This window comes from Rhodococcus sp. P4_F3_2 (genome assembly GCF_056401335.1).
In genome coordinates this window covers 26,803-46,782 of the sequence record NZ_JBFUJN010000034.1, presented here as the reverse complement: position 1 = coordinate 46,782, position 19,980 = coordinate 26,803, and the positions used below count along the sequence as shown (strand labels likewise).

Sequence of the window (19,980 nt, the reverse complement as noted above, 5' to 3'; positions counted from 1 at the left end):
CCTCGAAAAGTTGCGCGGCGGGGTGGTGTGACCAACTTACTGTGACTCACGGGAACAGTATTATTCCGTGACGACAGTCACAAGTAAAGGCCACTTTACGTGACACATCCGCGATGTGTCTCACCCCGCTCGATCAGCTCTGCGCGGGCTCTTCCTCGATGAGGTGCTTGAACGGTTCGAGATTCGCCAGCGACTCGCCTCGCGACACCCGCCACGCCCACTCACGCTTGATGGAAGAGGAAAAGCCGAGTTCGAGGATGACGTTGAAATCGCCGTCGGCGGCTTCGAGAACCTGACCGAGCACTCGGTCGAGTTCATCGCCGGTCACGGCATGCTCCGCGATCTTGCCGACCAGGTAGATGTCCCCGACCTTGTCGAGTGTGTACGCCACCCCGTACAGACGGCGGTTGCGCTTGAGCAGGAACTTGTAGACGCCTTCGAAGTTCTCGTCCACCTTGCGGCACACGAAGGCCTCGACCCGCACACCGTGATTGCCGACGGTGAGCAGAGTCGACGTCTTGAGTTTGTGTTCACCGGGAAGTTCGACGATGAAATGCGCGTCGTCTTTTCTGGTGAATTCGAGTTCGCGCTCGGTGAGGGCCTGCTCGATGGTGTCCGAAATGCTGCTCATGTACGCACTCCCCCGGTCCGGCGCAGACGCCACAGACCCCGCGCACGGCGGGGCGAGAAGTCGCTTGGACCGGTTCCGTTGTTGTAGTTGACTGCGGCTTTGCGATAGCTCTCGAGCAAACCGTCCGCGGTGTGTTCCCACGAGAAATTCTCGGCGTGACGCGGTGCCTGCGCGGCGAGTTCGGCCAAGCGCGTCGGCGCTGTCACCAAAGATTCGAGGGCGCCGGCCCAGTCTTCGGTGCGGTGTCCTTGAACCAGCAGGCCTGTCTCCCCGTTGCGTACGGCTACTCCCAGTCCGCCGACGTCGGCGGCGATCACGGGAGTTCCGCAGGCTTGAGCTTCGATGGCGACCAACCCGAAGGACTCCGAATAGCTCGGCACCGCAACCAGATCCGAGGCACGGTAGACATCGGCGAGACGCTCCGGTGCCTGCGGTGGCAAGAACGTCACCTGCGCGGTGATACCGAGTGATCGTGCAAGTTCGATCAGCACGTCCGGCCGCGCGAGACCAGTTCCGGACGGGCCACCGACGACGAGGATGCGCAGCGGCAACCCGGGCCTGCGGCTGATCACTTCGGCTGCAGCACGCAGCAGAACGTCCGGCGCTTTGAGCGGTTGGATGCGGCCGACGAAAGTCACGACGATCTCGCCCGGGTCCAACCCCAACGACGCGCGGGCTGAATCGCGATCGCCCGGTCGATAGCGGGTGAGATCGGCGCCGGGAGCCACGACGTCGATACGCGTGGGATCTGCGCCGTACAACTCGTGCAGCGCCTTGGCTTCGTCGGTGGTGTTGGCGACCAGGCGATCGGACTCGGCGACTACTTGCTGCTCGCCGATCTGACGTGCTGCCGGCTCCGGGGTGTCTCCCTCGGCAAGCGAAAGATTCTTCACCGCCGCGAGGGTGTGTGCAGTGTGTACGAGGGGAACGCCCCAACGGTCGCGAGCCAGCCAGCCGACCTGCCCGGACAACCAGTAGTGCGAGTGGATCAGGCTGTAGTACCCGGGCTCGTGTCGCGCTTCCTCCCGTAGAACGCCCGCGACGAAGGCACACAGTTGAGTCGGCAGATCCGCCTTGTCCAGCCCTTCGAAGGGACCAGCTGCAATGTTCCGAACCCGCACTCCGGGAGCGGCGTCCACCACGGGTGCGTCGGCCGAGGACGTCGCGCGGGTGAATATCTCCACCTCGACGCCACGTTTGGCGAGCTGAATCGCGGATTGCAGAACGTAGACGTTCATCCCACCCGCGTCACCGGTGCCGGGTTGCGCCAATGGCGAGGTGTGGACCGAGAGAACGGCCACCCGGCGAGGGCGCGAAATGTGCATGGGCGTCACGACTCCATACTGCCCCCTCACCGGGCGCGAACTCTAACCGAGGCTCGAGATGAAGGTTCGCACTTCGGACACGAATCGTGTCGGATCCTCCACGAACGGGCCGTGATTGCAGCCTTCCCAGTACGACGCCTGGGACTTGGGAATCAGCTCCTCGGCGTGCTTACCTGCACTCACGTCGACGACGGAGTCCTCGGTTCCGTGCAGAACGAGAACGGGGATATCCAGGTTGCGAAGCAAGTCGTCGTGACCGACAGCACGGTTGAACAATGCTGCGCGCACCCGCGGACGAGTCGAGAGGCTGTACCCGAACAAGGCCTGCGACGCTGCACCCTTGCCCTCGGGTGGGCCGGTGAGAGCGTTGCCGAAAGCGCCGAGTGCCCTGATCGCCTCGCGGGGATCTTCGGACATCGCGCCGGGAACCGCGCTACGCATCGCCGAGCCGACCTTGCCGCCCTTCTCACCGCGGCCGATGCTGGTGATCGCACCGACCAGAACCGCACCCGCCACCGCACCGGTTCCGTGCGCTGCCAGATAATCGCAGATCACCAGACCGCCGTACGACCAGCCGAGCAGTATCGCGTTCTCGGCGACGCCTTCTGCCGCGAGAACGGCCGCGACGTCGCCGGCCCAGTTCGCGGAGTCGTCGTATCCGGTTTCGGGAGCATCGGAGTAACCGTGGCCGCGCAGATCGACAGCGATCAGGCGGTAGTCCGCAGCCAGGTCCGCGAGGACCTGCTCGCCCCAGCACTGCGACGACTGAGCCCAGCCGTGCAGCAGCACCAGCGGGGTCCCCGCCGAATTTCCGGTTACTCGATAGACGATGGACGTGCCGTCGACGCTGACGGCTTCACGAATAGACATGCCGTCACGATAGAGGCTGCGACTGCAGCGCCGACCGCGAGCATGTACGCCGACGAGACGTCGTAGCGGTCGATCAGTTGCCCGGCCAGCGCAGACCCGAGCGCCACGCCGACGCCGAGGCCGGTGACCGTCAGGGTCATTCCCTCCGTGAGCTTTTCCGGGGGGACGATCTGTTCGACCAGGGCTGTCGCGATGATGAGCGTCGGTGCGACGGTCGCGCCCGCCAGCACGTACGCACCCGCGAGTGCGGCCACGTTTCCGACCAGGAGAAGTGGGACGCTGAGAACGGCGACCGCGGAGGACGCGATCATCAACTGCCCGCGCAGTGATCGCGCCGGGTGCATCGACCCGAAGATCAGTCCCGCGATTCCCGAACCGCCGGCGAAAAGCGCGAGGACCAGCGTCGCCGATCCCGGCGAATTCTGTTCCTGGGTGAACGCGATGGCGCCGACGTCGATGACGCCGAAGATCGTTCCGAGCATCACCATGATCACGATGACGATCCACATCACGTGATTACCGAGAACCGACCGTCCGCGGCCGGGTCGGCGCGGATGCACTTTCGGTTCGGTTCCGCGCTGTATGACCAGCAGCAGGGTTCCGGTGACCAGCAGAATCAGTCCCGCCAGGGGTCCCGCCTCGGGAAAGAGCCCGATGCTCAGGCCGACCGAAATGACGGGGCCCGCCACGAAACAGAGTTCGTCCACCACGGATTCGAAGGCGAAGGCGGTGCGCAGCTGAGGTTTTCCGACATAGATCGCCACCCACCTGGCGCGGATCATCGCGCCGATCGTCGGGGTGGCGCCGCCGGGGACGACCAGAACGAAAAGCAGCCAATCGGGAGCTTCCATCCGCACTGCGAGCAAGAGCGCCCCGATCGCCGTGACGCTCACGGCTGCGGCAATCGGCAGGACCGCACGCTGGCCGAAGCGGTCGACCGCACGTGAGACCGCGGGCGCGATGATCGCCGACGAGAGCGCAAAAACCGCGGCGAGCGCGCCGGCGAGCGCGTAGTCACCACGAAGTTGCGAGATCATCGTCACGATTCCGATGCCGATCATGGCGATCGGCAGCCTTGCGACAAATCCGGCGGCTGAGAAGGCGACCGATCCGGGGGCGGCAAAGATCTCGCGGTAGGCGCTCAGCAGGCCTTTGTTGGTGGATTCGCTCATGTCAGCTTCTCGTGCACTGAACAAGGTTCACAGAGCCGAGGCCGACTCGACAAATCGTTTTCACTGTGCGCTCGGGTTGACCTGTCGGTAACTTGCCTTACGATTGCGCGAATGAGTGTCCTGGTGTGTTTCCACGCCCATCCCGATGACGAAGTTTTCACTACGGGTGGCGTGATGAGAATGGCCGCCGACGCAGGTCACCGCGTCGTAGTCGTCACCGCTACCGACGGTGCTCTCGGTGAATTCCCCGACGGCCTGTTGGACGAATACGAGACGTTGGCTCAGCGCCGCAGCCGTGAACTCGAGGCGTCCACCGACGCGTTGGGCGCCAATCGCGTCGTGTCCCTGCATTACCCGGATTCCGGGATGGTGGGTACGCCCGAGAACGAGAATCCGGAAGCGTTCTGCAACGTCGACGTCGAGAAGGCCGCCGAGCGTCTGGCCGAGGTTCTTCGTGAAGAGAACGCCGATGTCCTGACCATCTACGACCCCAACGGCGGATACGGGCACCCGGATCACATCCAGGTCCACCATGTCGGCGTCCGGGCCGCAGAACTCGCAGGCACGCCGTTCGTCTACGAGGCGTCCACCAACCGCGATCACATGAAGATGCTGATGCAGACCAACCCCGAGTGGACCGAAGAGGCGCAGCCGCCGGACATCGAATCGTTCGGGCTTCCGGCAGACCAACTCACCACCGCCGTCGATGTCAGTTCGGTGATCTCGTCCAAGCGCGCGGCCATGTACGCACACGCGACGCAGGTCGGCGATTTCGGCCCGTTCCTCGAAATGCCGACGGAGCAGCTCGCCGCGGCATTCGGCACCGAGTGGTTCCGTCGCCGCAACGCGCCGGAAGGTCTGTCCGAAACCGCCCTTCCCCTCTGAAGTCACCGCCCTCGATAAACCGAAGTCCCGACGGAGGTTTCGGCGGCTCGTTACCATCGGTAGGCATGGACCTCGAACAACTTGTCGCGAGCATGCCTTTTGCAGTTCACACCGGAATTCAGTTGGACAGCGCGGCACCCGAACAGGTTGTCGGCCATCTGGATTGGGACAGCCACCGCACCACCGCCGGCAACGGAATGCACGGCGGCGCCTTGATGACGCTGGCAGACAGCGTCGGCGCCGTCTGTGCATTCCTCAATCTTCCGCCCGGTGCAAGCACTTCCACCACCAGTTCGTCGACCGTGTTCACTCGCGGGGTGCGCAAGGGCACGGTCACCGCAACCGCCCGGCCACTGCATGCGGGGCGCAGCACCGTCGCGGTCGTGACCGAGATTCGCGACGACGAAGGCCGCCTCGTCGCTCAGGTCACCGCATCACAGGCAGTATTGGGACCGTGAAGCGTCCCGCGTACCGCGCCTCGGGTGCCACCCTGCCGTACGGCAATCTGCTTGCCTCCCATGACGTTGCGATGGAGGGTTACTTCTGGCGATTCACGATGCCAGGCAGCGGACGGGTGGTGATCGCGCTCGCCGGAATCAACAAGTCCGACGGCGGCAACTGGTCGACGCTCGGTCTCGCGGCACATCCAGGCGGATTCCTCCGTACCGCCGAACATCCGAGCGGATCGGCCGATCCACGTATCCTGGGGGCCTACGCCGACAACGCTTTCCGCGGCAATGCCGATCGACTGCAGGTCGATTTCGGCGACAGCCATCTCGACGTGCGGATCAGCAATCAGCGATTCTGGCCGCATCGCCGCTTCGGGGGATCGAGCTACTTCCAATCAGTTCCCGCACTCAATCAATACTGGCATCCGTGGCTGCTCGGCGGCCGGGTCGAGGGAAGCGCCGTCATCGACGGGCAGAACTGGGATCTCACCGGGGCACAGGTGTACGGCGAGAAGAACTGGGGAAAGGGAGGATTCCCGGAATCCTGGTGGTGGGGACAGGCACAGGGGTTCACCGATCCGCGAGCCTGCGTGGCGTTTGCCGGCGGCCAGGTCAGCGCCGGACCTCTGCGCACCGAAGTCACCGCCGTCGTTGCCGCGCTACCGGACGGAACGGTATTGCGGCTGGGTAATCCGCTGACGTCACAGGTGGAGACGACGGTGTCCGACGATCGCTGGACTCTTCGCGGCTACAGCCGGAAGTGGAGCGTCGACATCGACGGGACCGCGCCCATCGCCGACGCACATATTCTTCCTGTTCCGATACCTGCCGAGCGTCGAAACGTGCCAGGAGCGCTCGAGCATCTCGGTGGAACCATGTCGGTCATCGTCCGCCGGCGCGGCACCATAGTCTGGAAGGACAGGTCACGGTTGGCTGCTCTCGAGCACGGCGGATTGGATCGGGCGCAGGCCGAACTCACTCGGCGGGAACAGCTCTCGCAAGATCGATGAGAGCGGAGGCCGCCGGATTCTTGCCGCCCGACGAACGCCAGACCAATTCCAGCCGAGATCGTGCTTCCGGTTCGAGATCGATCCGATGCAACTCCCCCACTGTCGACTCCGGAAGCACGGCCATTCCCAGCCCCTGCGCTGCCAATGAAACGATGATGCCGAGGTTGCTTGCCTCGAGCGCAACCGTCGGCTTGGTGCCGGCGGCGGCGCACGCGAAGTCCAGACACGTTCTGATGCCGGTTCCCTCCGGCAGACAGATGACCGATTGCGTCGCGAGTTCGGCAAACGGCAGAGACGACACCTCGGCCAGCGGATGATCCGCCGCCACTCCGGCCACCAGTCGTTCGTCGGTGATCACCCTCGATTCGAGCCCTTCCGGCAGCTTGCCCGCCACCCCGATGACGGCTATGTCGAAGGTTCCGTCCAACACTCCGGCAAGCAAACTGCGCGAATCGTCCTCGGCCAGCGAAATGTCCAGTCCGGGGTGTTTGTTGTGCAACCGACTGAGCAGATCTGTGAGGTCGGCGGAAGCGCAGGCGGTAACCATCCCGACCGAAACGGAACCCCGAACCAGTCCGTTCAAGGCATCGACAGCGTCGCGGGTGCTCTGAACGGAAGCAAGTGCAGCGTAGGCGTGCGGGAGGACAGCTCGCCCGGCGTCGGTCAGACAAACGGTTCGACCACTACGATCGAGCAATTCCTGCCCCAACTCACGTTCGAGCCGTTTTACCTGCGCACTCACACCCGGTTGGGCTACGTGAAGCCGCTCGGCGGCGCGAGTGAAGTTGGCTTCCTCCACTACCGTGACAAAGTATTCGAGCTGCCGAAGTTCCATAACTGCTGATTCTAGCTGCGAGACAAACTAGATCTTGGACTTATCGACGGCGGGCTAGAACGATGGAAGCATGACAACAACAGATGACGTTCAGAAGGCCGGAACCCCGGAAGACATCGCGAAGCTTTTTGTGCAGTTCGCCAACGCTGGTGACGCAGACGCCGTCGCCGCACTCTACGAGGAGGATGCGGTGATGGCCTTCCCGCCCGGATCCCTCACGGTGGGCCGCCAAGCCATCCGCGAGGTGATCTCTCAGATGCTGGCAGCTGCACCGAGATTCACCGTCGAGGAATCTCTACCGACGGTGATCAGCGGCGACCTCGCCATGACCTCGACCAAGCCTTCCGACGGAACCGGCGGGCGCACGCAGGTCGCGCGCCGCCAGTCCGACGGATCATGGTTGCGAGTCTTGGATCGACCGGAACTCTGACTACCCTCTTCGCAGTCAGACGGCCGACGCGCGACGCATGGCCGCAGCGGGATCAGCAAACAGTGAACTCAGTGACACGACCGTGGAAGCGTATTCCTGGACCCGATTACCGAAACCGGTAATTCGAATGTCCTTACGCTCCAAGGAGGATGCCGTCGAGAAAGCCTCGGCGACATGGGGCACTCCGGCGGGATAGTCGGTGAATGCCTGACCACCCAGAATCACACGATCCGGGTTGAACAGGTCACGCAGCATTGCCACCGTCCGGCCGAGGACGCGTGCTCGATCAACCAGAAGCTCGTGTGCCGGAATGGAACCCGACGACGCAGCCCGGTAGACGTCCGCGATCGTGACACGCTCACTGCCCTGGATCACTGCGCCCGAAGACAAAGCCTGCGCGACTACGGCGCGGTCACTGATCGTTGCTTCAAGGCAACCCACGGCGCCGCAGGTGCACCGTGCGGACGAACCCGTCGGAAGGTGCGCGATCGAACCGGGTCCGCTGGACGGCGTGTGCACTCGACCTTCGAAAGTGATTGCGATACCGGCAGTTTCACGGGCGTAGAAGTACAGCCCGGTAGTACCCGGCGTCGGGGCCTCGGCACGGTCGGTGCTGAGCAGAAGTTCCGACGCAGCCATCGCCTCGACGTGGGCGGCGACTGATACAGGAAGGTCCAAGCCGGCTCCGATGATGGATCCGACTTTGGCGCCCTTCCACCCCAGGCGCGGGTGATCGACTACTCCGGTCGCCGAATCGACGCGACCGCCGATGGCCACGCCGACGGCGAGGGGACGACGCTTGTGCCACCGTGAGGCAAACGATTTGGCCGAGCGTGCAATGGTGGCAAGCGCGACAGCAGAATTGGTGGCGGGAGTCGGAATCTCGACGGCGCCGAGCACCTTGCCACGAATGTCGCTGGCGATGATGCTGGTGACGACGGCACCGATATGAATGCCCACGGTCAAGTACGGCTCGTGGTTGACCTCGAACGGAACCCGCGGACGCCCGATGGCGCCGGAGGCTGTCAAGTCTGCGCGTTCGCGCAGGATCCCGAGGTCCAGCAGGCTCGTGACCTGCCGGTTCACGGTGGCAATACTCAGTCCGGACGCTTTCGCCGCGGTATCGCGAGAGAGCGGCCCGCGGGATCGAGCAATGCGCAACACCGTCGCGGACGGTCCGTCGGCAATGCGCAGTTCGGGCACGACGATCTGGGTACGGGTCCGCGTTCCCGAGAGCGCGGTTCGCGATCGGATGTTCGGAATGGCGGAGATTGTGGGTGTCGACATGGCTGTCCCTTGCAGAAGGAGGAGAAGGCGCATATCTCTGTCGACCGCGAAATCAGCTTTTGCGCTGGTCAAGCGAAGAGAAAGACAGGAAAGGCGCAGAAATTAGCTGCAGAAAGAACGGCGGCGACAACACAGCTCTCGCGCCAAGGGCAGACGCGAACCAAGCGCAGCGGTCACATAGGTGACCCGCAAAGCGGCAGGCTGGTCGGTCGACATGGCTCCAAAAGTAGCAGCTTCACCGAGATTCACAAATCAGGTGCGGTAACGATCACACTGACCACAACCCTGTCGAGGCGGATTCTCGCGTGTTTGGGTGGGTGCACTCCCCACGAAAGGTGCACCATGTCTACAGCTTTCGCCAAGCCGACCCTCACGGACGCGGCATCAACGAACGGGGCGGCTGCCGGCGCCGCTCGCGGCACTGTCACCCCCCTCGGCRCGCATATCGGCGCCCGAATCGACGGAATCACTCTCGGCGAGCACCTCGATCCGGCGACGATCTCACTCATCCGACAGGCGCTTCTCGAACACAAGGTGATCTTCTTCCGCGGACAGAACCACCTCGACAACGATTCGCAGTACGAGTTCGCCCAGCTGTTGGGCACCCCGACCACTGCCCACCCCACGGTGAAGTCGCACGGCGCAAAAGTTCTGCCCATCGATTCGGACCTGGGCAAGGCCAACAGTTGGCACACCGACGTCACCTTCGTCGATCGCATCCCCAAAGCTTCGATCCTGCGCGCGGTGCAGCTGCCCGAATACGGCGGTTCGACGACGTGGGCGTCGGGGGTGGCCGCGTACAACGGACTGCCGGATCCACTCAAGGCGCTCGCGGAGAACCTCTGGGCTCGCCACACGAACGTCTACGATTACGCGGCCACCAGCGCCGAGCGTCTCACCGAAGATCGCACGGCCGCCTATCGCGAGGAGTTCCAGTCCACGTACTTCGAGACGGAGCACCCCGTGGTGCGTGTCCACCCCGAAACCGGAGAACGCACGCTCGTCCTCGGACATTTTGTCAAGAACTTCGTCGGGTTGAGCACCGAACAGTCGAACGGTGTGTTCAAGCTCTTGCAGGATCACGCCATCAAGCTCGAGTACACGACGCGCTGGAACTGGGAAGCGGGTGACGTCGCGATCTGGGACAACCGCGCCACCCAGCATTACGCGATCGCAGACTACGACGACCAGTACCGGCGTCTGGAGCGCATCACACTTGCCGGCGACATCCCGGTCAACATCCATGGGGAACGAAGCCGCAGTATCGCCGGCGACGCTTCCGAGTATTCGGTTATCGAAGGTGCAGTTGCGGCAGAAGGTGCCTCGAACAACTCATGACTCACGCAGATTCCGCCCTTCCGCCGCACGCGCGCCCCCCCCCCCCCCCCCCCCCCCCCCCCCCCCCCCCCGGCGTGGCCCACAGCCACGACCCCGCCTCTCGGATCACCCAACATCGTCGTGGTTCTGATCGACGACATGGGATACAGCGACATCGGACCGTTCGGCTCCGAGATCGAGACTCCCACCCTCGACCGCCTTGCCTCGCAGGGCATTCGAATGACCAACTATCACACGACGCCCCTCTGCTCGCCGTCGCGCGCCGCGCTTCTCACCGGCCTCAATCCGCACCGCGCCGGGTACGGATTTGTTGCCAACGCCGATCCGGGATACCCCGGACTGCGTCTGGAATTGGCCGACGACGTCCAGACACTCCCCGAAATCCTCCGCGGCGCGGGCTATGCGACCTATGCGGTGGGCAAGTGGCATCTCGTGCGCGACGCAAACCTCGCCCCGGGACGAAGTCGTGACTCCTGGCCGACACAGCGTGGATTCGATCGCTACTACGGCTCACTCGAAGGACTCAACTCCTTCTACTACCCCAATCAACTGATCTCCGACAATTCTGTGGTCGACGTCGACGAGTATCCCGAGGGCTACTACCTCACCGACGATCTGACCGACAAGGCTGTCGGGTACATCAAGGACCTTCGCGCCCACGATCAGGACAAGCCGTTCTTTCTCTACTTCGCACACGTCGCCATGCACGGACCCTTACAGGCCAAGCCCGCCGATCAGGCGAAATACCGCGGTCGCTACGACGAGGGCTGGGATCGAATCCGCGAGTCGCGGTTCGCCTCTCAGCTACTGCAGGGACTCTTTCCGGAGGGGACACGACAGGCACCGCGTAACTCCGAACCCGGATTCGACGTGCCCGAATGGCATTCGCTCACGCCGGAGGTGCAGTCTCGGTTCGCCCGCTACATGGAGGTGTACGCGGCGATGGTCGACTCGATCGATCAGAGCGTCGGACGCATCGTCGACACCCTGGACGAACTGGGCGAACTCGACAACACGATCATCGTCTTCACCTCGGACAACGGCGGCACCGCCGAGGGCGGTTCGGACGGGACTCGAAGCTACTTCGCGCAGTTCGCACATATTCAGGATCCGGACTGGGTGGGCGATGTCCCACACGACGAATCCCTCATCGGCGGACCTGAATTGGGCGTGCACTATCCACGTGGATGGGGGCAGACGTCCAACACCCCCTTCCGGTTCTACAAAGGGCAATCCTTTGCCGGTGGGATCCGTGTTCCCTTCCTCCTGTCCTGGCCCGCGGGATTGAAACCCGAAGCGGGCGACAACGGGATCCGCGACCAGTTCGCGTATGTCACCGACCTGACGCCGACGCTTCTCGAACTGGCCGGAATCGAAACCCCCACCGTGCGAAACGGGCTGCCGGTCAAGGAGTTCGACGGTGTGTCGAGCGCGCCGGTTCTGCGTTCACCCACCGCTCCGAGTACCCACACCGAGCAGTACACCGAGGTGACCGGAATCCGCGGCTACTACAAGGACGGATGGAAACTGCTGGCGCTCGCTCCAGCTGACATCGACAAACCGCACTGGCAATTGTTCGACGTCCGAGCCGACCCGACCGAGCTCGACGACCTCGCATCACGGTTTCCCGACAAGGTTCGCGAACTCGCCGAGGCCTGGGACCACTCGGCGTGGGCGAACACCGTGTTTCCTCTACTGGGCAATACCGTCGGCGCGGTTCGCCGTCCGGAGGAGGAGGCACTCTCACGCCCGGTGCGACTACTTGCGGGAACGCCCCCACTGGAGCGCTACCGCTCATCCAAACTGATCGGGTTCCGTGACTTCGACATCACGATCGAACTCGACGGTTACCGCGAAGGCGACGCCGGCGTCCTTGTCGCCCATGGGGATCCACAAGGTGGATATCTTCTCTACGTCGAGGACGGCAACCTGCATCTCGGATACAACGCCTTCGGTTCCTACTCCGTGGCCGATGCGGGGCCATTGCCGGTCGGCACCAAGCGAATCGACGTGTCCGTGGCTGTGTTACCGCGGTTGCGTTGGGACCTCCACGTCAGCGTCGACGGCATTCACGCGGGCCAACTGCTCGGGCAAGTACAACTGGTCGGGATGGCGCCGTGGACCGGCATCTCGGTCGGGGTCGACGCCAGAGGACCTGTGTCGTGGGAAGTACGACGACGCCACGGACCATTCCGGTACAGCGGCGCGCTGCGCGCCGTCACCTACACCCCTGGCCCGGTCAAGGTACCGCGTCGTCACATTGAATCCATCGAACGGGAAGCAGAGTATGCCGCCGACTAGCCCTACGATTGCATCATGACCATTTCTTCCGATGCCCGCATCGCCGTAGTCACCGGAGCCAGCTCCGGAATCGGTGAGGCCACCGCCCGCACCCTGGCAGCTCAGGGATTCCACGTCGTGATCGGTGCTCGCCGCGTCGATCGTCTCGAGAAGATCGCCGAGGAAATCGGTGGTACCGCTCTCGAACTCGACGTCACCGACGAGGATTCCGTCGACGCGTTCGCGGCCGTGGTCCCCCGTGTCGACGTGTTGGTCAACAACGCGGGTGGTGCAAAGGGTCTGGCAACAGTCCTGGACGCCGATCTGGACGACTGGCGGTGGATGTGGGAGACCAATGTCCTGGGCACGTTGCGTGTGACGAAGGCACTGCTGCCCAAGCTGATCGATTCGGGTGACGGTCTGGTCGTGACCATCACCTCGGTGGCCGCGCTGGAGGCATACGACAACGGCTCGGGCTATACCACCGCCAAACACGCTCAAGCCGTCCTTCATCGGACATTGCGCGGTGAACTGTTGGGTAAGCCCGTTCGACTGACCGAAATCGCGCCCGGAGCAGTCGAGACCGAGTTCTCACTCGTCCGGTTCGAGGGTGATCAGGACAAGGCCGACAAGGTGTACGAGGGAATCACACCGTTGGTGGCGCAGGACATCGCCGAGATCATCGGTTTTGTCGCGTCGCGGCCGTCACATGTGAACCTCGATCAGATCATCGTCAAGCCGCGGGATCAGGCAAGCCCCGGTCGGTTCCATCGCACCACCAGCTAGTTCGAATCGCACCGAACAGCTAGAGCCTCGGGCGAATCGACTGACGGAGGACGGAGTCGAGATTGCGTGCAATCTCGGCCTCCGTCACTTCCGCGGAAGCGCCGCGGGCACTCACGGTTTCACCCGCGGTGATGATGTACCGACCGTCGCCGGCATAGTCGTACCAGTGAAACGTTATTCCGTCGTCGGTCGGCCTGCTGTCGACGGCTCCTCCCGGGTATGCGGTGACTTCACCGATCGAGGTCCGCTCTCGGCCGAAGAATCTGCTCACTTCCTCGCTTCCGCGCGCACCGGCTGCGCTGCTCAGAAAGCTCTGCCTCCCGGCAGTTTTCGGCCTTTCGATGCTCACGCCACGCTCCGATCCAGCGGGGCAGGTCGGCAGGTGATCGACGAGCATCCGCGGAATTGCCGATGGGCGTGCCACGGTGAAAACCACGTCGGAGCCACAGTCGACAGTCCTGCCGGGCAGTTGAGTCAGGAGCACACCCAGGTCGCCGGCAACAACACCGTGCAATCGCGTCACCGTACTCATTTTCTGCCCGTGAAAACCGGAAACCTCCACACGAGCATCAGGATTCGCGAGAGCACCGAGAACGTGATGCAGCCGATCGTCGAGCACGGCAGACAGGTGCGCTCCCGCTCGACGTCGCGCCGCTGTCAGCTCGTTCATGGTGTCGGCCGCCGGACGAAACCGCAGCGGGTACGGGAGTCGGTCACGTCCGACCGCTTCCCAGAGAATCTGGAATTCGAGGCCGGTGAACTGCCACTGCATGGTGGTCATTCGCCCAGTACCGCCGGGGAGACCATGGGTAGGTCGCCGATCAGGGCGTTGCCGTTCTCGACGGTGACGAGGTAGCCGGGGGTGTCGTGAACGTTGTCTTCGTCTTGCCCTTGCCCTCGTCCCGGTGCCATGCCGCCGACGCCACCCATCGCTCCCCGACCACTCTGCGCGCCCGTCGCCGAAGTACCGCCAGTTCCGTTGACTCCCCCACGTCCGCCACCGGCGAGGCCACCGCCGCCGCCAGGGCCGCCAGGTCCGAGGGCTCCACCTGGCCCGAAGCCGCCGGTACCGATTCCACCGGCAGATCCTCCACCCGAACCGCTACCCACCGGGCCTGACGGCACACCGGAACCGAGCTGAGCACCATTCGGAGTTGCACGGGCAAGGCCATCCGGCGCTGCACCGGCGGACAGTGGACCGGCATGTGCCGCGGTGGTCCGGGCCGGGCCGGAATCGTTTGCGGACCGGGCGGCGTCGGCACCGGAATTCCCCTGGGCGTCAACACCACTACGGTTGTCACCATTTCCGGAACTGCTGCTGGAAGGGTTCTGACCGGAACCGTCCCCGGCCGGATTTGCACCGCCGGAGTTTCCACCGTCCACTCCTCCACCAACTCCGCCACCCGACGCCGATGGCGCGCCGAGCCCGTTCCCCGTTCCCGAGGCCATACCTCCGCCGGAACCACCACCACCGAATGCGCCGCCACTTCCAGCCCCGCCACTTCCAGCCCCGCCACTGCCGGTGACCGGATTGAAAGCGGCCGGGAGGATCGGCACCTGGTCGTCCGCACGCTTCATGTACGGCAGATACACGTCCTTCATCACCTGGCGCGCTTGACGTTCGGCTTCTTCCGCTTCGTATTGGGCCTGCTTCCACGTAGCCCCGGGAACCAGGCTGAGAAACCTCTCGACCGTCGAGGCGCCGTCGGGTGCCGGAATCGAGCGTTTGGCCTCGTCGAGTGCGATCTTCGCCTCCTCGATCTTGTTCGAGATCAGATCGACCCGCACCTTCAGCTCACCCGCATCAGCCGAGTAGGCCAGCACTGCTTCCAACGCAGCCGAGCCGCCGCGCCCCTGCCAGCCTTCGGTGATTGCACCGTTCACATCGTTCTGGAACTTCCCGATGCCAGATTCCACCCGGCCGGCAATGGCCTTCCAGGCCTCACCGATTGCACTCAGGGTTGCCGGATTCATCTCGTTGACGTGGTTGAAGATTTCGGAGTGCGACATCGCATCGAAAGGATCGTCGTCCACGATTGCATGTTCGCTGTACTCGAGCGATGACGTCTGGGCCGTGAGGGCATCGCGCTCACCCCAGGCTCGTGCGCGCTCTGCATCGGCGTCGGCGGTCGCAACAGCCATCTCGTCGTCGAACGCGCCGCGGTCGTCGTTTACGGATTGCACCAGAGCAGATGTAGCGACTGCGCTCGCGATGGGAGCGCCGACAACTGGCAACGCCGCCACGCCGGACGGGACGGCATGCGTCGCTTCGGAGATCCTGCCAAGCACATCTTCCAGAAATGGAATGCCCACCGCTGCCCCCTGACGTCGAAATCCCCGTCGGACTCCCCCGAGCCGACAGCGCTTACCTGTATTGACGCAAGCAACGCCCGGATGGTTCCGCTCGTCGACGGATTTCTCGGTTCACAGCAGTAGAGACTTACGCCAGTGCAGACATCGACTTCCAGGTCGGCAAATCGATCGCCCAGTCGTAGATGTCGCCGTCCGCAGGCGACAGGTCGATCGACGTGCCGGTCACCTCGACGGGGTCACCGTAGAGGGCGGTTCCGAAGTATTCCTGCGCGTCGGATGTCGACAGGTTGATGCAACCGTTCGTGACGTTCGACGAGCCCTGTACCCCGGTGGTCTGAGGATTGGCGTGGATGAATTCGCCGTTGTTGGAGATGCGCACCGCCCAACGCTCACGCACGTTCTCGTAGAACGGCGGATTGGACATCATGAAGTCTTCGTACTTCTCCGTCACCATGTGAATGCCGCTGCGCGTGACGTTTCGAGGTTCGTTTCCCTCGCCGTAGCTGACGGGAATGTCCATGATCGTCTGACCGTCTCGCACCACCTGCATGCGGTGGCTCGGCGCGTTCGCCTTCACGATCTGGCTACGACCGATCGTGAAGTCGAGCGTGAGATCCTGGTCGCCGTAAGCGCCACCGCCGTAGTTCAAGCCGTAGAGCTTGGCGTCCAGATGGACAGTTGTGCCCGGCACCCAGTAATCGGCCGGTCGCCAATGGGCCCGTGATCCGCCGTTGTCGTCGGCCAGCCATGCCCACGATCCGGCGGTGGGCGGCACGGTGGTCACGACAAGCGCCTTCTCGACGGCCGCCTTGTCGACGACGGAGTTGTCGAACTGCAACGTGATCGGTGCCGCGATACCAACTTCCTGGCCGTCGGCGATGTTGAGGGTGGCGCCGGTGGTCGACTCCGGGGCGACCGTCGTAAAGCTCCCCTGCACTGGCACGGATTTACCGTCGGTTCCGGTTGCCGAGCCCGACCACGAATACGTGGTGCCGTAGCCGAGTGCCTCACTGACGGTGAACGTCGTCTTGTCAGGCGAGAGTTGTCCGGCGACGGCCTTACCGGCCGCGTTGCTGAGATTGACGTCGGCCAGTGTTCCCTGGGTCACCGCAACCGAGACGGGCGCGACCGGGCTGACGTCTTTGGTACCGGGTGCCGGCGTCGACACCACGGTCGCAACAAGCGCTGGTTCGGCGGCCGCCGCACCGCCTTGTCCGTCCTTGCCACCGATCGTGCAGCCGACGGCGGCCACCATCACCGCGAGCAATACAGCTACCAACGCAACAACACGCGAACGACTTCTCCGACCACCCAGCTCATGCACTTCAACAGGCTACCTGCGGGCTCCGTCAGGAATCAGATGGTGAAGCCCACAGTTACCGGTTCCGGTTCCAGGTGGACGCCGAACGCGGCTTCGACGCCGTCGCGAACCGTCCGCGCGAGCGAGACCACATCCGCGCTCGTTGCCGACCCTCTGTTGGTCAACGCCAAGGTGTGTTTCGTCGACAGCCTGGCCGGTGCATCTTCACCGGGATAACCCTTCGAGAATCCGGCCCGTTCGATCAACCATCCGGCCGAGAGCTTGGTTCCACCACTGCCCGGGAACTGCGGCACGGTGACGTCTCCGAGCTGTTCGGTTATTGCTCCGAGCACAGCGGGCAGCTTGTCGTCCGGCACCACGGGGTTGGTGAAGAATGAACCCGCGCTCCACGTGTCGTGGTCGTACGGATCGAGCACCATCGCCTTGCCGGTCCGCAATCCCAGAACCGCCTCGCGGACCTGCGACGCAGGCAACCGCTCGCCTTCCTCGGCCCCGAGTGCAGTGAACAGTTCGCGGTACGCGAGCGGGGCGCTCAATCCGTCGGTCGACGCATCGAATTCGACGGCGAGAACCACTGCTGCATCGGAATGCTTGAGAACGCTCGACCGGTAGCCCAACTCGAGTTTCGACGGTTCGACCCACGACACTTCGCCGCTGCGTCGGTCGAGCAATTGAACCTGCCGGAGCCGCGAGCCCACCTCGACGCCGTACGCGCCGACGTTCTGCACCGGCGTCGCACCGGTCGAGCCCGGAATCCCGGACAGGCATTCGAGGCCGCCCAGTTCCGCGGCGACGGATTGGCCGACTACTTCGTCCCACACTGCGCCCGCTTCGGCAATGACGCGGTCCGTGTCGAGGCTCACGGTGGTGTTGGCCACACGAACGACAACTCCGTCGAATCCCGCGTCCGAGATCACGAGATTCGATCCGCCGGCGAGAATCAGCGTCGGGATCTGCTCGCGATCGAGCAGCGTCACGACGTCGATCAACGACTGCGTCGTCGGGCATTCGGCGAGCAGCCGCGCCGGTCCCCCGATTCGGAGCGTCGTCAATCCCGACAAGTCAACGTTCTCGGACACGAAAGCGCCTGATTCCACGACGCGTCTGCCAATGGTTACGTCCCACACATCGATAAACGGTAGCCTCCACAATCGTGAGCCGTCGCATCGAGCATTCGTCGAAGTACACAGTCCCCGCCGAGAAGGTCCATGAGGCGGTGACCTCCGAGCAGTACTGGCGCGACCGAATCGTCGCTGTCGGTGGTCCCGGCGCGGCGATCGAAGAGCTGACCGTTCGCGACGAGACCGTCGCGGTCACGATGTCGCAGATCATTGCTGCCGAGCATCTCCCGAGCATGGTGTCGAAGGTCGTCAACGGCGACATCGTCATCAAGCGCAGTGAGACGATGGCTCCTTTCAAGGACGGCAAGGCCACTGGCACCTTCTCCGCCCACGTCGACGGTGTTCCCGCCCGTATCGAGGGCACGCAGGTCCTGACTGGCGACGAGAACTCCGCCACTCTCGAGATCGAGGGTGAGGTCGAGGTCAAGATCCCGTTCCTCGGCGGAAAGATCGAAAGCGCGATCGTCGACGAGGTTGTCCGGCTCATCCAGGCCGAACAGGACTTCACCCGGGAGTGGATCGCGAAGTAAGATCCTGCGGGCGGCGATAGTTGTGGATACGGCCAATTTGGCTTGTCACAGCGCGTAACAGGTATTCTTTCCGATCATGGCTCGCCGCATCGACTACTCCGCCCGCTATCAGCACTCCCCCGAGCAGGTCTACGCGGCACTGGCGGACCGCTCGTACTGGGAGGCCCGCGTCGAGGAGATGCGCAAGCATTCCGAGAACCATGTGGAACATTTCGAGGTCACCGATTCCGGAATCGATCTCGTACTGCACCACATTCTTCCGCGCACCGATTTGCCGGACATTGCTCAGACGGTGATGAAGAAGGATCTGGTCATCACGCGCAAGGAGTCGTACGGCGCCTTCGGTGACACCGTGACCGGAACGTACGAAGCGTCCATCCCGGCCGGGCCGGGGAATCTGTCCGGGACCATGGAATTGTTCGCGACCGATACCGGGTCCACGCTGCGAACCACGTCCGAGGCGAAGGTCTTCATACCGTTCATCGGCGCGAAGTTGGAACAGCTCATGCTCATCAACCTCGTCGATCTGTTCCGCACCGAAGCCCAGGTCACGGCGACCTGGCTCGCCGCACGCTGAATCCGGCGTGAAGAAGGCTCCACCCCCGAAGATCGAGGGGGTCATCACCCGTGGCACGACGGGGATCAACAGACTGCGACGAAGTGACCGGTGGATCGTCCACAACCGCACTATCGCTCGCGCCCTGAACAATGCGGCCGATCCGTTGATCGTCGACCTCGGGTACGGGGCGAGGCCGGACACCACCTTCGAGATGGCAAGCCGCCTCACCGCTGTCCGGCGGGATCGACGCGTCATCGGGCTCGAGATCGACCCCGCTCGCGTAGTCGAGAGTCGTGACGGTGTCAGCTTCGCCCGTGGCGGATTCGAACTGGCCGGTCTCACACCCGTTTTCGTACGCGCCTTCAACGTCCTCCGGCAATACCCGGAGGACGCGGTGGACTCTGCGTGGGCACACATTCAGTCCGGCCTCGCCCCCGGCGGACTGCTACTCGACGGAACCTGCGACGAGCTCGGGAGGCGTTGCGCCTGGGTGCTTCTCGACGCCGATCGTCCATTGACCCTGACACTGGCCTGGGACCCCTTCGACATCGAGCGTCCTTCCGACATCGCGGAACGTCTCCCGAAGGCTCTCATTCACCGCAACGTTCCAGGTGAGCCGATCCACGCGCTGCTCAGCGCGGCCGATCGAGCCTGGGCCACCGCTGCGCCACACGCCTCGTTCGGACCTCGACATCGATGGGCTGCCGCATTGGAAATTCTTCGGGCGCAAGGAATTCCCGTGCAACCCGCGCGACGACGTCTTCGCGACTGCATCCTGACGGTGCCATGGCATGTCGTAGCGCCGAACCCCTGAACTCGCAGACGGGAAACGCCTCGC

General features: G+C 63.8%; 20 protein-coding genes. 10 read left to right on the top strand and 10 right to left on the bottom strand.

Features of this window, described 5'->3' with window-relative positions:
• Positions 1-133: 133 nt before the first annotated feature.
• The 4 genes from AC1DWA_RS27155 to AC1DWA_RS27140 are packed head-to-tail and all read right to left on the bottom strand — an operon-like array spanning position 134 to position 3,998.
• Positions 134-631: a type III secretion system chaperone family protein gene (locus tag AC1DWA_RS27155; RefSeq protein WP_003941943.1), complete on the bottom strand. Its 498-nt coding sequence runs from the start codon at positions 629-631 to the stop codon at positions 134-136.
• Positions 628-1,956, bottom strand: coding sequence for a D-inositol-3-phosphate glycosyltransferase (gene mshA, locus AC1DWA_RS27150; RefSeq protein WP_019744394.1), 1,329 nt, complete (start codon positions 1,954-1,956; stop codon positions 628-630). Before mshA ends, AC1DWA_RS27155 begins: the two co-directional genes overlap by 4 nt.
• Positions 1,957-1,998: 42 nt before the next feature.
• The gene (locus AC1DWA_RS27145) at positions 1,999-2,826 is read right to left on the bottom strand and encodes an alpha/beta fold hydrolase (protein ID WP_029536763.1); all 828 of its coding nucleotides are present in this window, start codon (positions 2,824-2,826) and stop codon (positions 1,999-2,001) included.
• Positions 2,772-3,998, bottom strand: a complete 1,227-nt coding sequence (locus AC1DWA_RS27140; RefSeq protein ID WP_019744396.1) for an MFS transporter — start codon at positions 3,996-3,998, stop codon at positions 2,772-2,774. Before AC1DWA_RS27140 ends, AC1DWA_RS27145 begins: the two co-directional genes overlap by 55 nt.
• A gap of 111 nt (positions 3,999-4,109) precedes the next feature.
• On the opposite strand from AC1DWA_RS27140, the gene AC1DWA_RS27135 reads away from it, so the two are divergent.
• The 3 genes from AC1DWA_RS27135 to AC1DWA_RS27125 all read left to right on the top strand — a co-directional run bounded on the left by AC1DWA_RS27135 (position 4,110) and on the right by AC1DWA_RS27125 (position 6,342).
• Positions 4,110-4,883: a PIG-L family deacetylase gene (locus tag AC1DWA_RS27135; RefSeq protein ID WP_477847306.1), complete on the top strand. Its 774-nt coding sequence runs from the start codon at positions 4,110-4,112 to the stop codon at positions 4,881-4,883.
• Between the two features lie 65 nt (positions 4,884-4,948).
• The gene (locus AC1DWA_RS27130) at positions 4,949-5,341 is read left to right on the top strand and encodes a PaaI family thioesterase (RefSeq protein WP_003942017.1); all 393 of its coding nucleotides are present in this window, start codon (positions 4,949-4,951) and stop codon (positions 5,339-5,341) included.
• Positions 5,338-6,342, top strand: a complete 1,005-nt coding sequence (locus AC1DWA_RS27125; protein WP_019744398.1) for a tocopherol cyclase family protein — start codon at positions 5,338-5,340, stop codon at positions 6,340-6,342. Before AC1DWA_RS27130 ends, AC1DWA_RS27125 begins: the two co-directional genes overlap by 4 nt.
• Here AC1DWA_RS27125 and AC1DWA_RS27120 read toward each other — a convergent pair.
• Positions 6,308-7,177, bottom strand: a complete 870-nt coding sequence (locus AC1DWA_RS27120) for a LysR family transcriptional regulator (protein WP_029254832.1) — start codon at positions 7,175-7,177, stop codon at positions 6,308-6,310. The genes AC1DWA_RS27125 and AC1DWA_RS27120 overlap by 35 nt on opposite strands.
• A gap of 70 nt (positions 7,178-7,247) precedes the next feature.
• Between AC1DWA_RS27120 and AC1DWA_RS27115 the strand changes: the two genes are divergently transcribed.
• A complete protein-coding gene (locus tag AC1DWA_RS27115) occupies positions 7,248-7,607 on the top strand; it encodes a YybH family protein (protein WP_019744400.1) in 360 nt (119 codons plus the stop codon).
• Positions 7,608-7,622: 15 nt separating this feature from the next.
• Here AC1DWA_RS27115 and AC1DWA_RS27110 read toward each other — a convergent pair whose 3' ends face one another.
• Positions 7,623-8,894 carry an ROK family transcriptional regulator gene (locus tag AC1DWA_RS27110; RefSeq protein WP_020906761.1) on the bottom strand — a complete coding sequence of 424 codons (1,272 nt, stop codon included), beginning with the start codon at positions 8,892-8,894 and terminating at the stop codon, positions 7,623-7,625.
• 342 nt (positions 8,895-9,236) lie between these two features.
• On the opposite strand from AC1DWA_RS27110, the gene AC1DWA_RS27105 reads away from it, so the two are divergent.
• The 3 genes from AC1DWA_RS27105 to AC1DWA_RS27095 all read left to right on the top strand — a co-directional run bounded on the left by AC1DWA_RS27105 (position 9,237) and on the right by AC1DWA_RS27095 (position 13,298).
• Positions 9,237-10,232, top strand: a complete 996-nt coding sequence (locus AC1DWA_RS27105; protein ID WP_477917303.1) for a TauD/TfdA dioxygenase family protein — start codon at positions 9,237-9,239, stop codon at positions 10,230-10,232.
• 138 nt (positions 10,233-10,370) lie between these two features.
• Positions 10,371-12,533, top strand: coding sequence for an arylsulfatase (locus AC1DWA_RS27100; protein ID WP_477847303.1), 2,163 nt, complete (start codon positions 10,371-10,373; stop codon positions 12,531-12,533).
• 15 nt (positions 12,534-12,548) lie between these two features.
• A complete protein-coding gene (locus AC1DWA_RS27095) occupies positions 12,549-13,298 on the top strand; it encodes an SDR family NAD(P)-dependent oxidoreductase (protein ID WP_003942076.1) in 750 nt (249 codons plus the stop codon).
• Between the two features lie 19 nt (positions 13,299-13,317).
• On the opposite strand, the gene AC1DWA_RS27090 is transcribed toward AC1DWA_RS27095, so the two are convergent.
• From AC1DWA_RS27090 to AC1DWA_RS27075, 4 genes are all read right to left on the bottom strand, one after another.
• The gene (locus tag AC1DWA_RS27090; protein WP_172933295.1) at positions 13,318-14,079 is read right to left on the bottom strand and encodes an ESX secretion-associated protein EspG; all 762 of its coding nucleotides are present in this window, start codon (positions 14,077-14,079) and stop codon (positions 13,318-13,320) included.
• Positions 14,076-15,611, bottom strand: coding sequence for a hypothetical protein (locus AC1DWA_RS27085; RefSeq protein ID WP_477847300.1), 1,536 nt, complete (start codon positions 15,609-15,611; stop codon positions 14,076-14,078). Before AC1DWA_RS27085 ends, AC1DWA_RS27090 begins: the two co-directional genes overlap by 4 nt.
• 127 nt (positions 15,612-15,738) lie before the next feature.
• The gene (locus AC1DWA_RS27080) at positions 15,739-16,935 is read right to left on the bottom strand and encodes an Ig-like domain-containing protein (RefSeq protein ID WP_172933293.1); all 1,197 of its coding nucleotides are present in this window, start codon (positions 16,933-16,935) and stop codon (positions 15,739-15,741) included.
• Between the two features lie 32 nt (positions 16,936-16,967).
• Positions 16,968-18,011 carry a UDP-N-acetylmuramate dehydrogenase gene (locus AC1DWA_RS27075; protein ID WP_020906754.1) on the bottom strand — a complete coding sequence of 348 codons (1,044 nt, stop codon included), beginning with the start codon at positions 18,009-18,011 and terminating at the stop codon, positions 16,968-16,970.
• Positions 18,012-18,085: 74 nt separating this feature from the next.
• Here AC1DWA_RS27075 and AC1DWA_RS27070 point away from each other — a divergent pair, with 74 nt between their 5' ends.
• The 3 genes from AC1DWA_RS27070 to AC1DWA_RS27060 all read left to right on the top strand — a co-directional run bounded on the left by AC1DWA_RS27070 (position 18,086) and on the right by AC1DWA_RS27060 (position 19,956).
• Complete coding sequence (locus AC1DWA_RS27070; RefSeq protein WP_019744408.1) at positions 18,086-18,583, top strand: DUF2505 domain-containing protein; 498 nt, start codon at positions 18,086-18,088, stop codon at positions 18,581-18,583.
• Positions 18,584-18,659: 76 nt separating this feature from the next.
• Positions 18,660-19,160, top strand: a complete 501-nt coding sequence (locus tag AC1DWA_RS27065) for a DUF2505 domain-containing protein (RefSeq protein WP_019744409.1) — start codon at positions 18,660-18,662, stop codon at positions 19,158-19,160.
• A gap of 7 nt (positions 19,161-19,167) precedes the next feature.
• Complete coding sequence (locus AC1DWA_RS27060; RefSeq protein ID WP_019744410.1) at positions 19,168-19,956, top strand: hypothetical protein; 789 nt, start codon at positions 19,168-19,170, stop codon at positions 19,954-19,956.
• Positions 19,957-19,980 lie beyond the last annotated feature (24 nt).